General features: G+C 71.8%; 14 protein-coding genes and 1 pseudogene. 3 read left to right on the top strand and 12 right to left on the bottom strand.

Going from position 1 to position 14,196, the window contains the following annotated elements; all coding sequences use genetic code 11:
• Positions 1-14 precede the first annotated feature (14 nt).
• Positions 15-689, top strand: coding sequence for an HD domain-containing protein (locus IE226_RS02730; RefSeq protein ID WP_190079282.1), 675 nt, complete (start codon positions 15-17; stop codon positions 687-689).
• 28 nt (positions 690-717) lie between these two features.
• On the opposite strand, the gene IE226_RS02725 is transcribed toward IE226_RS02730, so the two are convergent.
• A complete protein-coding gene (locus IE226_RS02725; protein WP_229870358.1) occupies positions 718-1,500 on the bottom strand; it encodes an SDR family oxidoreductase in 783 nt (260 codons plus the stop codon).
• A gap of 102 nt (positions 1,501-1,602) precedes the next feature.
• Here IE226_RS02725 and IE226_RS02720 point away from each other — a divergent pair, with 102 nt between their 5' ends.
• Positions 1,603-2,433, top strand: coding sequence for a helix-turn-helix domain-containing protein (locus tag IE226_RS02720; protein ID WP_190079280.1), 831 nt, complete (start codon positions 1,603-1,605; stop codon positions 2,431-2,433).
• Position 2,434: 1 nt separating this feature from the next.
• Here the strand turns inward: IE226_RS02720 and IE226_RS02715 are convergent, their stop codons facing one another.
• The 11 genes and pseudogenes from IE226_RS02715 to IE226_RS02665 form a co-directional block, all read right to left on the bottom strand.
• A complete protein-coding gene (locus tag IE226_RS02715; protein WP_190079279.1) occupies positions 2,435-3,568 on the bottom strand; it encodes a winged helix DNA-binding domain-containing protein in 1,134 nt (377 codons plus the stop codon).
• A gap of 31 nt (positions 3,569-3,599) precedes the next feature.
• Positions 3,600-3,971 carry a monovalent cation/H(+) antiporter subunit G gene (gene mnhG / locus IE226_RS02710; RefSeq protein WP_190079278.1) on the bottom strand — a complete coding sequence of 124 codons (372 nt, stop codon included), beginning with the start codon at positions 3,969-3,971 and terminating at the stop codon, positions 3,600-3,602.
• Complete coding sequence (locus IE226_RS02705; RefSeq protein ID WP_229870356.1) at positions 3,968-4,264, bottom strand: MrpF/PhaF family protein; 297 nt, start codon at positions 4,262-4,264, stop codon at positions 3,968-3,970. Before IE226_RS02705 ends, mnhG begins: the two co-directional genes overlap by 4 nt.
• Positions 4,261-4,875 (bottom strand): Na+/H+ antiporter subunit E, encoded by a 615-nt coding sequence (locus IE226_RS02700; RefSeq protein WP_190079277.1) that lies wholly within the window; start codon positions 4,873-4,875, stop codon positions 4,261-4,263. The genes IE226_RS02705 and IE226_RS02700 overlap by 4 nt, the downstream gene beginning before the upstream one ends.
• Positions 4,872-6,506 carry a Na+/H+ antiporter subunit D gene (locus IE226_RS02695; protein WP_190079276.1) on the bottom strand — a complete coding sequence of 545 codons (1,635 nt, stop codon included), beginning with the start codon at positions 6,504-6,506 and terminating at the stop codon, positions 4,872-4,874. The genes IE226_RS02700 and IE226_RS02695 overlap by 4 nt, the downstream gene beginning before the upstream one ends.
• A complete protein-coding gene (locus tag IE226_RS02690; protein ID WP_190079275.1) occupies positions 6,503-7,078 on the bottom strand; it encodes a Na(+)/H(+) antiporter subunit C in 576 nt (191 codons plus the stop codon). Before IE226_RS02690 ends, IE226_RS02695 begins: the two co-directional genes overlap by 4 nt.
• Complete coding sequence (locus IE226_RS02685) at positions 7,075-9,966, bottom strand: Na+/H+ antiporter subunit A (RefSeq protein WP_190079274.1); 2,892 nt, start codon at positions 9,964-9,966, stop codon at positions 7,075-7,077. Before IE226_RS02685 ends, IE226_RS02690 begins: the two co-directional genes overlap by 4 nt.
• 108 nt (positions 9,967-10,074) lie before the next feature.
• Positions 10,075-10,761, bottom strand: a complete 687-nt coding sequence (locus IE226_RS02680; protein ID WP_190079273.1) for a GNAT family N-acetyltransferase — start codon at positions 10,759-10,761, stop codon at positions 10,075-10,077.
• A complete protein-coding gene (locus IE226_RS02675) occupies positions 10,758-11,621 on the bottom strand; it encodes a class I SAM-dependent methyltransferase (protein WP_190079272.1) in 864 nt (287 codons plus the stop codon). The genes IE226_RS02680 and IE226_RS02675 overlap by 4 nt, the downstream gene beginning before the upstream one ends.
• A 238-nt stretch (positions 11,622-11,859) precedes the next feature.
• A pseudogene (locus IE226_RS02670) lies at positions 11,860-12,537 on the bottom strand (FAD-dependent oxidoreductase); the annotation flags it as partial.
• A gap of 239 nt (positions 12,538-12,776) precedes the next feature.
• Positions 12,777-13,250 carry a hypothetical protein gene (locus IE226_RS02665; protein WP_190079271.1) on the bottom strand — a complete coding sequence of 158 codons (474 nt, stop codon included), beginning with the start codon at positions 13,248-13,250 and terminating at the stop codon, positions 12,777-12,779.
• Positions 13,251-13,573: 323 nt separating this feature from the next.
• Between IE226_RS02665 and IE226_RS02660 the strand changes: the two genes are divergently transcribed.
• On the top strand, positions 13,574-14,176 hold the full coding sequence (locus IE226_RS02660; protein ID WP_190079270.1) for a helix-turn-helix domain-containing protein: 603 nt from the start codon (positions 13,574-13,576) through the stop codon (positions 14,174-14,176).
• Positions 14,177-14,196: the final 20 nt, after the last annotated feature.

Raw genomic sequence — 14,196 nt, 5'->3', positions numbered from 1 at the left:
AGAAGGCAAGGCGCATGTTCGACCAGAGCAATGAAAAGAAGGACGACGCCCTCCCGCGGAAGGTGGCCGGAGTCCACATCCCGACCAGCGAAATAGCCGTGGAAACCGCGGCGTTCGTGCGGGGCGCATCCTCCGGGACACTCTTCAACCATGTCATGCGGACCTACATTTTCAGCTCTCTGCTGTTTGACCGGCGAGGCGTCCGCTACGACCGTGAACTCGCCTTCGTTGCCGCCGCCCTGCACGATCTCGGGCTTGTCGAGGCGTACCGGACCCCGACCGAGCGCTTCGAAGTCGACGGCGCGGACGCCGCGAAGCGGTTCCTGCGGACGCGGGGCATGACGGCCGAGCGAGTGGAGGTCGTCTGGGACGCCATCGCTTTGCACACCAGTGTCGGCATCGCGACGCGCAAGAGGCCGGAGATCGCCATGATTGCCGTCGGCTCCGGGCTCGATTTCGCCGGCAATGACTTGCGGGAAATCCCGTCCGACGACCTCGAGGAAATCCTCGCCGCCTTCCCCCGGGACGGCTTCAAGAAGGAGGCGGTCGACAACATCCTGTCGCTGTGCCGCACCAAGCCCGCCTCAGTGCTCATGCACCCCTTCGCCGAGGTCGGCCGCCGCCATCTCCCCGGCTTCCCGGTGCCCACAGTGGAGGATCTGCTGCTTGCCGCCCCCTTTGAGGAGTGAGCCGGTCTCCTGGCCGCGCCGAGGATCCTCAGCGCTGGCGGGCGGGCCGCACGATGATTTCGTTGACGTCGACGTCGGACGGCTGGGCCAGGGCGTACGAGACGGCGCCGGCGATGGCGTCGGGCCCGATCGCATGGGCCCGGTAGGTGCGCATGGCCTCGGCGGCGCCCTCCTCGGTGATGGTGTCGGCAAGCTCGGAGACGACCACGCCGGGCGAGATGGTCGTGACCCGGATCGAGGGGTCGGACTCCTGGCGCAGGCCCTCGGCGATCGCCCACGCGGCGTGCTTCGTGCCGCTGTAGACGGCACTGGTGGGCACGACCTCGTGGGCGCCGACGCTCGCCACCGTCACGAAGTGTCCCGATCCCTGAGCGGTGAACACGGGCAGCGCCGCGGCGATCCCGTACAGCAGGCCGCGGATGTTCACGTCGATCATGCGGTCCCACTCCTCCACGAGCAGGGAGTCGAGGCGCGACAGCGGCATGACACCGGCGTTGCCGACGAGGACGTCGACGCGGCCGTGGCGCTCGCGGGCGCCCCGGACGAAGGCCGCGACGTCCGCGCGGTCGGTCACGTCCAGCTGTACCGGCTCCAGTCCCCCGCCGGAGCGGGCAGCCGCCTCCTTCGTGCTGTCCGCCAGGTCCCGCAAGCGGTCGGTGCGGCGCGCTCCGGCCACCACCTGGTGTCCCTCTTGTACGAGTCGCGAGGCGATGGCAGCGCCGATGCCGCTGCTGGCGCCGGTGACGAGGACGACCTTGCGGTCGCCCGGCGCGGTGTTGTCCGTGTGGTGTTCCGTGTGGTGTGTGGTCATGGCCTCAAGGCTGGTGCGGGCCCGGCGCCGGCGGGAGAGGCGGCGTCCTCCCGGGTGCAGCGCACCCGGGAAGTCCGCCGGGTGCGGCTCTAGCATGGCGGCATGTCACGCTCAGAGCTCGGCGCCTATCTCACCGCCCGGCGCGCCGACGTCACGCCGGCCCGGGCGAATCTGCCCGTCACGGGGTATCGCCGGGTGCCGGGGCTTCGGCGCGAGGAGGTGGCGCTGCTCGCCGGGGTCAGCGCGGACTACTACGTACGCCTGGAGCAGGGCCGTGAGCGCACGCCCTCCGCGCAGGTCCTCGACGCCCTGGCCGCCGCCCTGCGCCTCGACGAGGACGGGCGCCTGCACCTGTTCCGTCTGGCGGGGCTCGGCCCGCGCGCCAGGGCCGCCGCCGTGGCCGACCGGGTCGAGCCGGGTCTGCTGGCGCTGATGGACGCCTGGCCGCACAATCCGGCCCTCGTCTACAACCGCGCGTACGACGTCCTGGCGTCCAACGCGATCGCCGACGCGCTCTTCCAGAGCTGGGCGCACTCGCGCAACCTCCTGCACGTCGTGTTCACCGACCCGGCCGCCCGTGCCTTCTACCGCGACTGGCACGACGTCGCGCGCAACTCCGTGGCCGGCTTCCGGCTCGCTCACGGCGCGGCGCCCGACGACCCGCGGGTGCGCCACGTACTCGGTGAACTGCTGCACCAGAGCCCTGAGTTCGCCGATTTGTGGGCCCGTCACGACGCGCGCGGCAAGGCGCTGGAGAGCAAGCGGTTCGAGCACCGCGAGGTCGGACCGCTGACGCTGACCATGCAGACCTTCGACGTCCGCGCGGCACCGGGCCAGGAACTGGTCGTCTACCACGCGGAGCCGGCCTCGCCCAGCAGCGAGGCCCTTGCCCTCCTCGGCTCACTGGCCGCGACCGCGCGCCGGGAGTCCTGAGCTACAGAATCCGCACCTCGGCCTCGGGCAGCTTGGCCCACCAGTGGTGGTACCGGCTGTAGACCGCCGCCTCACGCTCACCGAGAAGAGCCGTCAGGGCCCGGGCCTCCGCGGCAAGTCCTTCCCAGGCGGCGGGCGGCAGCGGGTGAAAGGCCGTGGCCTCGACACGGCCGTCCACCGCCCGCCACACACCGGCGACATGGCCGTCCACCAGCAGGGTCGGCAGGGCGTCGCCGTTGCGCCGGATCACCAGGGGCCGGTAGGCCGGGGGTATCACCCGGCCGCGGTCGGCGTACGCCAGCAGGATGCTGTCCCACATGGCCATGAGCCGCGGAGGCGCGGGCGTCTCGCCGGGCGGCCGCGACGCCCCCGGCAGATCGAACAGCACGCTGCCGTCCGGGCCTTGCAGCTGCTCCAGGGTGTCGCCCAGAGCAAGGAGCGCCGCGCGGACGTGTGTTCTTCCCACCATGGCGAACTGCGCCACGTCGGCGAGGGACGCGGGCCCGAACCCCGCCAGATAGCGCAGGATCAACGTCTGCAACGCCTGCGGGTCCGCCTCCCTGCCCGCCGGTACGGCTCCGCCCTGCGCGGCGACGAAGGACGGTCGGTGACCGAAGGACCAGGGTGCGTCCGTCGGGGCGTGGTGCAACGGCGCGTAGCCCTTCAGCCCCCACCAGGCCCCGTCCTTCTTGTCGGCGCCGAGCCGCTCCTCGACCCACGCCTGCATTTCTGCCGAGGTCCGCGGCTCGCGGGCGAAGTCGAGGACCTGCGGCACCAGTACGTGGGCGTCCGCGGGGCTCAGTCCCGCCGCGGCGAAGCGGGCGCCGAGCCGGGAGGCGTAGAGCGTGGGCTGCATCGCGGCGCGAAAGGCGGGGTAGTCCTCGGCGTGCACGGCGTGCAGCGTGATCCGCATCAGGGTGGCCTTGACCACCGAGCCGCCGGTGAACGCCGCGTCGAGATCCGCCGGAGCGAAGTCGGTGAGCCGGTTGAACAGGGCGAGGTAGGGCGAGGCCGGCTGCTGCGCCTGCAGCGCGACCACGCGCCGCACCCCCTCCTGGACGGTGAACGGCTGTCGCTCGAGCAACAGTTGGCGGCTAAGGGTTGCCCGGTTGAGTTCGCGCTCGGTGATCGTCACAGTGCAGGATTCTGCCCTCCCCCGCCCCCGGTCAGGTCCGCCGGTCGCGGTTGGCCTCGGGCGTCGGTGCGCCGCCGAGCTCGTCGAAGAGCAGGGCGCAGTCGCCGATCTGCCCCGTGCGGTAGGCGACGCGGGCCACCAGGTGCGCGGCGACGGGGTTGGTGAGGAGTTGGAAGAAGACGACCAGGGCGAGCGTGCCCAGGTCGACCCAGGAGCGCAGCCGCAGCGCGACTCCCGCGGTGAGCAGGATGATGCCGAGCGTCTGCGGGTTGGTGGCGGCGCTGCTCCGGGCCAGCACGTCGGGCAGCCGCAACAGGCCGATGACGCCGGTCAGGCAGACCAGGGCGCCGACGAGCAGCAGGGCCGCTCCGGCGAGGTCGGCCGCGTGGTGCCAGGCGCTCACGGTCCCTCCTTGGGCGAGTTGGGGCGGTCGCGTACGGCGATGAAGCGGGCGATGCCCACCGAGCTGGTGAAGCCGAGGAAGGCGATCACCAGCATGATCGAGAGGTAGTAGCGGGTCCGGGTGGTGGCCGCCTGCACCCCGATCCCGGCCACGATCAGGGCTGCGGCGACATCGACGCCCACCGCACGGTCGAGCATGGACGGACCGCGCCAGATGCGGATCAGCAGGAGGGCGCCCGCCAGGAGGATCACCGTCAGGGCGGCGTCGAGCAGGATGTCGTCCGCAGCGGTCACGGCCCGGGGTCCTTTCGTTCCGGAGGAGCAGGTGGAGCAGGAGAGGCAGGCGGTGCGGGCGGGGGCCCCGGGTCGGCGGCGACGCGCTCGACCTCGGCGCGGGTGCCGAAGGCCCGTACGACCAGGGCCTCCAGGCGCCACACGTCGCGGCGGGTACGGCGCACCGCGTCACGGTCGTCGGCGTCGGACATGTGCAGGTACAGGGTGGCGGTGGCGGCGTTGACCTCGACCAGGGCGCCGCCCGGCACGCAGGAGACGGCGACCGCGGTCGCGGCGATCATCAGGTCGGTGCGGCACCGCAGTTGGACGGCGATCACCGCGGCGGGGCGTTTGCGGCCGCCCAGGGCCTGCCGGGTCACCGTGGCGCTGGAGACGACCATGTCGTAGGCCAGATACCCGGCGAGCCGCAGGATGCCCAGTGGGCGCAGGCGCAGGGCGAGTTCGACGGCGGGCAGCGGGAAGACGAGGCACAGGGCCACGGCGACCAGGATGCCGCTGAACAGGTTGCCCCAGGTGGGCCCCGACCACAGCAGCATCCAGATCACCGTGAGCCAGGCGATCAGGGACGGGTCCAGGCGGCGCGGGCGGCTCGCCGTTTCGGGGGAACTCACGGGCCGAGCACCGCCTCGACGTAGGGGGTGCGGGCCAGGAGTTCGGCGGCCGAGCGGTCGGCCAGGCCTGCCAGGGGGGTGGCGAGCACGGTGTAGGACAGTCCGAGCAGCACCGCGGCGACGGTCGCGCCGATCATCACGTACGGCACCCGGACCGTGGTACGCACGCAGGCGGACGCGGGGGCGACGGCCACCGCGCCGACGCTCCTGACCTGCCCGGCATCGGCGGTGCCGTCTGCGTCGGCGGTGTCGTCCGTGTCGTCTGTGTCGTCTGTGTCCTCCAACACGGTTCCCTCCAGGGGCAGTTGGGAAGGCGTGGCCCGCCAGAAGGCCAGGTTCCACACCTTGACCATCACGTACAGGGTCAGGAGGCTGGCGACGGCGCAGGCGGCGAGCAGCACATACGTGTCGACGCCGCCGTCCGCCGCGCCCGCCTGCATCAGGCCCAGCTTGCCGAGGAAGCCGGACAGCGGCGGGATGCCGGCGAGGTTCATGGCGGGCACGAACCAGAGCGCGGCCAGCAGGGGCGCGGTGCGGGCCGCGCCGCCCAGGCGCGTCAGGTCGGTGCTGCCATAGCGCCTTTCGAGCAGCCCGGCGGCCAGGAACAGCGTCGTCTGGACGGTGATGTGGTGTGCGGTGTAGACGATGGCGCCGCCGATGCCGCCCCGGCTGCCCAGGGCGAGTCCGTAGAGCATGAAGCCGATGTGGCTCACAAGCGTGAAGGACAGCAGCCGTTTGAGGTCGGTCTGGGCCACCGCGCCCAGGATCCCGATCAGCAGGGAGGCGAACGCGATCGCCATCAGCAGGGTGGAGAGCCGGTTGCCGGGGAAGAGCAGGGTCTCGGCGCGCAGTATGGAGTACACGCCGACCTTGGTGAGCAGCCCGGCGAAGACGGCGGTGACCGGGGCGGGCGCGGTCGGGTAGGAGTCGGGCAGCCAGGCGGCCACCGGGAAGACGGCGGCCTTGACGCCGAACACGGTGAGCAGCAGCGCCTCGATCAGGGTGCGTACGCCCAGCGGCACGTCGGACAGGCGGACGGCGAGCTGGGCGAAGTTGGCGGTGCCGCAGGCGGCGTAGGCGACCGCGATGCCGGCGAGGAAGACCAGGGAGGAGACGAGGGAGACGACGACGTAGGTCGAACCGGCGCGCAGACGCGGCTCGGTGCCGCCCAGGGTGAGCAGCACGAAGCTGGCCATCAGCATGATCTCGAAGCCGACGTAGAGGGTCACGAGGTCGCCGGCGAGGAAGGTGAGCGAGACCCCGGAGACCAGGACCAGGTAGGCGGGGTGGAAGACGGCGATCGGGGCGCGTTCCTCGCGGTCGACCATGTCCTGGCCGAGCGCGTAGATCAGGACGATGAGGGTGACGGCGCCGGAAACGGTCAGCATCAGGGCGGCGAGCCGGTCGGCGACCAGGGTCACCCCCAGCGGCGGGGCGAAGTCGCCGAGATGGACGACGAGCGGGCCGTCCCGGTCGGCTCCGACGAGCAGGACGAGGTCGACGGCGAGGACGGCGGCGAGGACGCCGATGCCGATCAGCCGGTGCAGGACGCGCAGCCGGGGCCCGATGAACATGCTCAGGCCGCACGCGGTCAGCGGCAGTACGACGGGCAGCGGGACGAGGGCGTTCAACGGGGGTCGTTCTCCTGCCGTGCGGGGCTTGGCGATTGCGGCGGGTCCGCGCCGAGGATGTCGTCCCACAGATCGCCGGGGGCGTCGCGGGCGCGGGCCTGGAAGGCGCGGTCGGCGCGCAGTCGGCGGCGCTGCTCGCGGCGTTCGTCGCGCCAGGCGCGCGGTCCCTCGCCGCGGTGGCGTTCGCGCAGTTCGGCGCGCTCTTCGGCGATCTCGGCGCGCAGGACGACACGGCGGTCCTCCACGTCGTCCTGGACGAAGTCGGTGCCGGTCAGCTGGCTGCTGCGATAGACCATCGCGAGGACGAACGCCGTGGTGGCCAGGGTGATGACGACGGCGGTGAGCACGATGGCCTGGGGCAGCGGGTCGGTGACGCGCGCGTGTGCGACGCCGGGGTAGAGCAGGGGCGGGGCCCCGGCGCGTCCGGTGGTGGCAAGGACCAGCAGGTTGACGCCGTTGCCGCAGACGATGACGCCCATGAGCACGCGGGTCAGGCTGCGGGTGTGCAGGAGGACCGCGCCGACGGCGGTCAGGACGACGGCGCAGATCAGCAGGGTCAGGCTGACGGTCATCGCTCCCCCTCCCTGGCCAACGCGAGGCCGGCTCTGCGCTCCGTCTGCTGGTCGATCTTGGATCCGAGGGCGCGGACGATGTCCAGGACCCCGCCGAGGACCAGCAGATACACCCCCAGGTCGAAGAGGACGGCGGTGCCCATGTGCCAGTCGCCGATCAGCGGCAGCCGGCCGTGCCACGTCCAGGCGTGCAGCACCGTGCCGTCGACCAGGCCGATGAGGGCGATGCCGGTCGACAGGGCCAGGCCGAGGCCGGTGAAGAAGCCGGGGTGCAGCGGGGCGGCGGCGTCCAGCTCGTGCCGTCCGCCGGCGAGGTAGCGGATCATCAGGGCCACCCCGGCGACGAGCCCGCCGACGAAGCCGCCGCCCGGCAGGTTCTCCGCGCACAGGAGCAGGTACACCGAGAGCATCAGGATCGGGTGGAAGACGAGGCGGGCGATGACCTCGAAGACGACGGATCGGTGCTCGGGCGCAAGGGTGTCACCGGCCGTCAGCCAGCTGCGTTCGGGGGCGGTCTGCCGGTATTTCGGCGGTACCTCGATGGCCGGTGTGGCCAGGGACCAGGCGGTCACTCCGCCGGGCAGCGCGGGTGGCGTCCCTGGCGCCGGGCCCTGTCTGCGGTGCACGTACAGCAGGCTCGTGACGCCCAGGACGGCGACCGCGAGGACGGCCGACTCGCCCATGGTGTCCCAGGCGCGGAAGTCCACCAGGATCGTCGCCACGACGTCCTTCAGGCCGTGGTGGGCGGTCTCCTCCGTCATGGCCGCCCCGGCGGCGTCGGCCGTACGTGCGGCGGCCGCGATCCACACCGCGCAGGCCACCACGAGGCTGCTGGCGAGCGCGAGCAGCAGGCTGGCCACGCGGCGCCAGGAGCGCAGCGTCTCGCCGAAGTGCACGGGCAGCCTGCGCAGGACGAGCACCAGGACGACGGTCGATACGGTCTCCACGCCGAACTGGGTGAGGGCCAGATCGGGTGCGCCCTGGACCACGTACAGCAGCGCGGTGCCGTATCCGGTCAGGCCGGCGAGCACGGCGGCCTTCATACGGCGCTGCACGACCAGGCACATCAGGGCGCAGGCGCAGGTCAGCGCGGCGACGGCGGCCTGCCAGGGGGTGTCCCAGGCGCGGGGCGCGGGGGCGCCGTGCCAGGGGCGGTCGGTGAGCAGGACCGCGAGGAGGCCGGCGAGCATGACGCCCAGGACGGTGGCGACGTAGGCGGGCAGGGAGCCCTTCTGGACCGCGCCCGTCACCTGGAGCGCCATGCGTTCCACACCCAGTACGGTCCGCCCGAAGGCCTCGTCGGCCTTCGGCCAGGCCACTCGGCGTCCCAGGCGTGCCACCGTGTCGCGGCCCGCGAACAGGACCGCGCCGCCCGCCCAGGCCAGCGCCGACAGACCGAGCGCGGGCCCGAATCCGTGCCACAGGGCGAGGTGGTAGGGGTGCGCCGGAAGGGTGTACTGCGCGGCGTACGCCTCGAAGAGCGGCGCCGCCCACCCGATGCCCGGGCCCAGCAGCAGCGAGGCCAGGGCCAGCAGGGCGGGCGGGGCGAGGAAGAGGGGGCCCACGCGGTGCACGGCGCTGTCGGCGACTCCCGGTTTGCGGGCGAAGGCGCCCCACAGGAAGCGCAGGGTGTAGGCGGTGGTGAGCGCGGAGCCGACCACGATCAGGGCGAGCACCCAGCGCTCGGCGACGGTGCCGTGCCACAGTGCCTCGAACGCGGCCTCCTTGGCGACGAATCCGAGCAGCGGCACCAGCGCGACCATCGAGGCGCCGGCGACGACGGCGACGACGGCCACCCATGGCAGCGTCCGCCCCACGCCGGACAGGCGGCGCAGGTCGCGCGTGCCGGCCGCGTGGTCGACGATGCCGGTCACCAGGAACAGCGGCGCCTTGAACAGCGCGTGCCCCAGGATCATCGTGACGGCCGCGAGGCCGGTGTTGTACGTGCCGTCTCCCGCGAGCACGATCAGGAAGCCGAGCTGGCTGACGGTCCCGTAGGCGAGGACGAGCTTGAGGTCGTTCAGGCGCAGCGCACGCCAGCCGCCGAGCAGCATCGTCGCCGTGCCCAGGATCAGGAGTACCGGCCGCCACGGCGCGACGTCCGCGAACGCGGGCGCAAGGCGCGCCACCAGGTAGACGCCCGCCTTGACCATCGCCGCCGCGTGCAGGTAGGCGCTGACGGGGGTGGGGGCGGCCATCGCGTTCGGCAGCCACATGCTCAACGGCCACACCGCGGACTTGGCGAGGGCGCCGACCAGGATCAGCACAAGGGCGGCCGAGAGGGTGGCGTCGGCGGCGGGCGGCGATTCCAGGATCCGCGAGATGCGATAGGTGCCGGCGGCGTGGCCCAGCATCAGGAACCCGACGAACATGGCGAGTCCGCCGACCATGGTCACCGTCAGGGCCTGCAGTGCGGAGCGGCGGCTGCCCCGCTTCTCGCTGTCGTAGCCGATCAGGAGGAAGGACAGGACGGTCGTCAGTTCCCAGAACAGGTACAGGATCATCAGGTCGTCGGCGAGGACGAGGCCCAGCATCGCCCCGGCGAAGGCGAGGAGGTTGCCGCCGAAGGCTCCCAACTGCCTTGTCCCCGGCGCGAAATAGCTGCCGCAGTACAGCAGGACCAGGGCGCCGATGCCTGCGGCGAGCAGCACCATCACCAGGGCCAGCGCGTCGAGGCGGAACGCCGCGTCGACGTCGTACGCCTCGATCCACGTCCAGGCCTCGCTGCTTGCTCCGCCGCCCGTGACCGTGCCCCACTGGCAGAGCGCCCAGAGAAGCGCTGCCGCGGGCGGCAGCGCAAGGACGATGAAGGCGCGCGGGCCGGCGCGCCGGACGAGCGGGGCCGCGCAGAGCGCGACAACGAAGTGAGCCAGGACCAAAAAGGTCATGACTCATGCATATCGGCAAGTAAGAGACATATAGGGTGGGCGCGCCGGAGAGCGGCGCGGGGCGGCGCAACTGCCGGGCAGGACCGCCGTCGCACGGCCCGCGATGTCTCAGCGGGCGCGCAGGGCCTTCCAGTCGTCTTCGAGGATGGAGTACTGGACGATGTCGTGCCACACCCCGTCGACGTGCCCGTAGTGCCGCAGCCGCCCCTCCCGCACCATGCCGGCCTTCTCGATGGCCCGCTGGGCGGCGATGTTGGAGGGCATGAAACCCGACCAGACGCGGTGCAGGCCAAGGCGGTCGAAGCCCAGGACGCCCAGCAGGAAACCGATCTCGACGCTGTGGCCCACGCTGACCCGGTCGGCGCGCAGGGCCAGGCCCACCTCCGCGCTGCGGTAGCCCACGCGCACCATCCCGCCCTCGCCCGACTGGTCCTCGACGATCAGCTTCGCCGAGCCGATCAACTCGCCCGTGGCGATCTCGCTGACGCCGAGGCGGTAGTGCGTACGAGGCGTACGGCGGGCGCCGGTCCTGGCCTGCTCGACAAGCGCCTCGGCGTCGGGGCGCCGGAAGGGCGGCATGCCGAACTCGCGGGTGGTGCGGGGGTCGCCGAAGATGTCGAGGACGCCCTCGACGTCACCGGGGACGAACTCCCGCAACCGCAACGTGGCGCCCTCGACGAGAACGGCCCGCTGTTCCGGTGGCCGCGAGGGCCGTTCGTCCAGGCGCACCCGGCGAGGTTCTCGCGGGGCCCACAGGTGGGCTTGCTCCCGCTTGGCTTGCAGGCGGTCCGTCATGTATTGGCTCCTTGGTGATGGTGCGTCAGGCCGAACGACAGGCGCGTGACCCACAGCGGTCTGCGCGAGCGGATCGCGGGAAGGAAGTTGGCCAGGGGCAGCAGCCACCCGCAGAGGAAGCCCCGGCCCCGTGGTTCGCGCACGGCTCGTACGGCGGCGATGTTCGGGTGCACCGCGCGCAGCGTCCGCTGTTCCTTCGGGGTCATCCCCCAGAGCATCGGCGGCGGGCGGTACCCGGCGGGGTAGCTCCACCGGCCCCGGGCGGTACGGGCGGCCATCCAGGCGGGCGGGGTGTCGAAGACCAGTTCCGCGCCGGGGAAGCGGGCGGCGCACGCCTCGAAAAGCCGGTGCACGGTGTCCCGCGGCAGATACATCAGCATCCCCTGGGCGAGGATCAGTAGCCCGCGCGAGGCGTCGACCTCGTCCATCCACCGCACGTCGGTGGCCGAGCAGGACAGCGTGCGGTGGCGCGGAGCGTCGGGCAGCAGCCGCTGCCGCAGCGCCGCGACCTCGGGCAGGTCGACCCCGAGCCATTGCACTCTGCCGTTGTCCACCCGCCAGAACTGCGTCTCCAGGCCCTCCCCCAGCGAGACGACCGTGCCGTCCGGGTGGTCCCTGAGGAAACGTCGCACCTCACGGTCGTAGCAGCGCGCGCGTACGGCCATTCCTTGCGCCAGGCCCCAGTTGCCGGCACCGAAGCGGCGCTCGAAGGGGTAGTCGACGGCGTCGATCACCTCGATCGCCTTCGGGTCAAGGAGTGCCGAGCCGGGGTCCTTCGCGGCCAGAGCGCGGTGGTGCAACGTCCACAGTGTCGTCTCGGCGACGCCGTCCAGCTCGGCCTTCCGCTTCTGTCCGTCCATCCGGCGATGGTCACAACACCCTTGGCGGCCCAGCAAGGAGCGTCACTCGTCCGAGTGTATAGATCACTCGTTCAGTTGGGATTTACCGCCGAGCCCGTTCCCGCTGTCGTGCCCGCTTCTTCGTCCGTCGGCCGGGCCGTGCGCTGCGGTCAGCGCACCAGGAGCCAGGATCCGGAGGAACAGACGGGAGTTGGCGCGCCGGCGGGATCGGCGCGGGTGATCCCCGTCGGGGGGAGGCTCAGACGCGGGTGACGCCGCGCTCTGCCGCATCGAGGGCCGCATCGGTGTCGGCGACAGCCAGGTCGGCGTTGATGCGGGCGCCGGCCAGGGCGCCGGCCGCGGCGGATGCGCCGACCTGGGCGCTCAGGTCGGCGGCGTTGCCCGCCACCCACACGCCCGGCACGTCGGTGGCACCGGCCGCTCCGGTGGCGAAGTGACGGCCCGTCCCGCCCGGCAAGTCCCGCATCGGCAGGTGGAGTTCGTCCAGGCCCTCGGTGCGGGCCCGCATGGTGGTGGCGACGGCGAGGACACGGCGGGGCACCAGGTCGCCGCCGCTCAGGCGCACACCCCCGATGCCGCCGCCCTCGGCGGACACGACTTCGCTCACCGGGGTGTCGACGACGCGGATGCCGCGCGCGGCGAAGCGCGCACGGGTGTCCTCGTCGAGGTCGGTGCCGCGGGTGAAGTAGACGAGGTCGTCGGTCAACTGGCGGAAGAGCAGGGCGTGGTGGACGGATGCCGGGCCCACGGCAAGGATCCCGATGGGCTCGTCGCGCACCTCCCAGCCGTGACAGTACGGGCAGTGCACCACGCCCTGCCCCCAGTGCCCGGCAAGCCCGCGCACGTCGGGCAGGACATCGCGCAGCCCGGTGGCGACGAGCAGGCGGCGCGCCGACAGGGTGCGGCCGTCGGCGAGGGGTGAAACCGTCCTGTGCGTGGGCACGCTCGTCGCGACGGGCGCTCCCACGCCCCGCCATGCAGCCCAGCCCAGCCCAGCCCACGATGACCGGCAAGCACCACGGCCCTCAGCGATCCGACGCTGCACGGCTACACCCAGGACGACCTCCACCACCTCGCGCGGAACATGGTCCACTCCGACCGCCGGCACACCGCCGGGGACGTCGAACCAGGTCTCCACAACGGCGCACTCGTCGACTACTGCTCCACCCTCTGCCCGTACTGCGTCGGGATCGACGGAGACCTGTCCCGGCCGCCCCGCCTGGACCTCGGCTGCGTGCCGTGGATCGAACTCGGCACTCCAGCTGTGCTGCTCTTCTCATCGAAGGCAGGGCAACGCTCGAGGCGTTCACGCCTCACGGAGGTCTTCGGACCGGGCGGCGCGGGAGCTTCGAACAGGTAGCACGTGGGGCCAGGCTCGTAGCCGACCACAATACGAATTGCGTCCAGGTCGCGCTTCGCGGTCCACTCCCCTCCAACTGCGTGTGCGATTTCCGCCTCGGTCAACCGGCCGTCTTCAGCCGCCAGGCGAAGGCGGTGCAGGGTCAGCCCTGACTGCTTGCCAAGCCGTTCCTTCCCTGAAGGCTCGGGCCTCTCGAAGAAGGCCGGCACGGCGATGCTGACGATCAGGCCGATCGCGATGAGTATGAGAGCGGCAGCAAATACGGTCATGGCGGCGCACCCGACTGTGGTCGGCCGGGTGCGCCTGGTGGTCTCTCTGGTCACTCCGTCAGGATCCCGTGTATCCGATGTCGCCGAGTCGTTTGCGCATCACTGCGGCGTATCCGGTGGTGCCAGCGCTCTTGGGGTGAAACGACTCCCGGCTGAGGCACTCATCGTTGGCGGCACCCCACAGGCAGGACGCAGGTTCTGCGGCCGGGTCCTTCTCATGGAAGTCGCCCGTCACCGTTGGGCCCGATGACGATCTTGTTGATCCACTCTGGGTCGTCGCGGGGGATCACGACGATAGGCATGCCTTGCGGCTAGGGCATACGATGTTGCTCATGACGCAAGAAGATGGCGAGATGGACAGCCTGGTGCGCAAACGGATCCGGGCCCTGCGGGTGGCACAGGGCTGGTCCCTGGAGGAACTGGCCGCCCGCGCCCGGGTCAGCCAGTCCACGCTCAGCCGCATCGAGAACGGCCGGCGACGGCTGGCCCTGGATCAGCTCGTCACCCTGGCCAGGGCACTGGACACCTCCCTGGACCAGCTCGTCGAGACGGACACCGACGACGTCATCACCAGCCCGGCGATCGACGCCGCCCACGGGCTCATGCGCTGGCCGATCAAGGCGGAGCCGGGCATGACCGTCGTACGCCAGCGCATGACGAATCCACCGCCCGACAACCCCTCCCGCATGCGCGCCCACCCGGGCCGCGAATGGCTCGTGGTCCTGTCCGGTACCGCGGTCCTGCTCCTGGGCAACCGCCGACTGCGCATCGAGACCAACCAGGCCGCGGAGTTCCCCACGATGCTGCCGCACGCGATCGGCGCCGAGAGCGGACCGTGCGAGATCCTGGGCATCTTCGACCGTGACGCCCGCCGCGGTCACCAGCGCGAGGACAAGAACGACGAGAGGAGCGGCCCCGGCGCGTGACGGGCCGGCCGGTGTCCCCT

The organism is Streptomyces longisporoflavus (assembly GCF_014649775.1).
GTDB lineage: Bacteria > Actinomycetota > Actinomycetes > Streptomycetales > Streptomycetaceae > Streptomyces > Streptomyces longisporoflavus.
The sequence above is the reverse complement of the archived record's forward strand: the minus strand, read 5'-3'. Positions and strand labels throughout refer to the sequence as shown.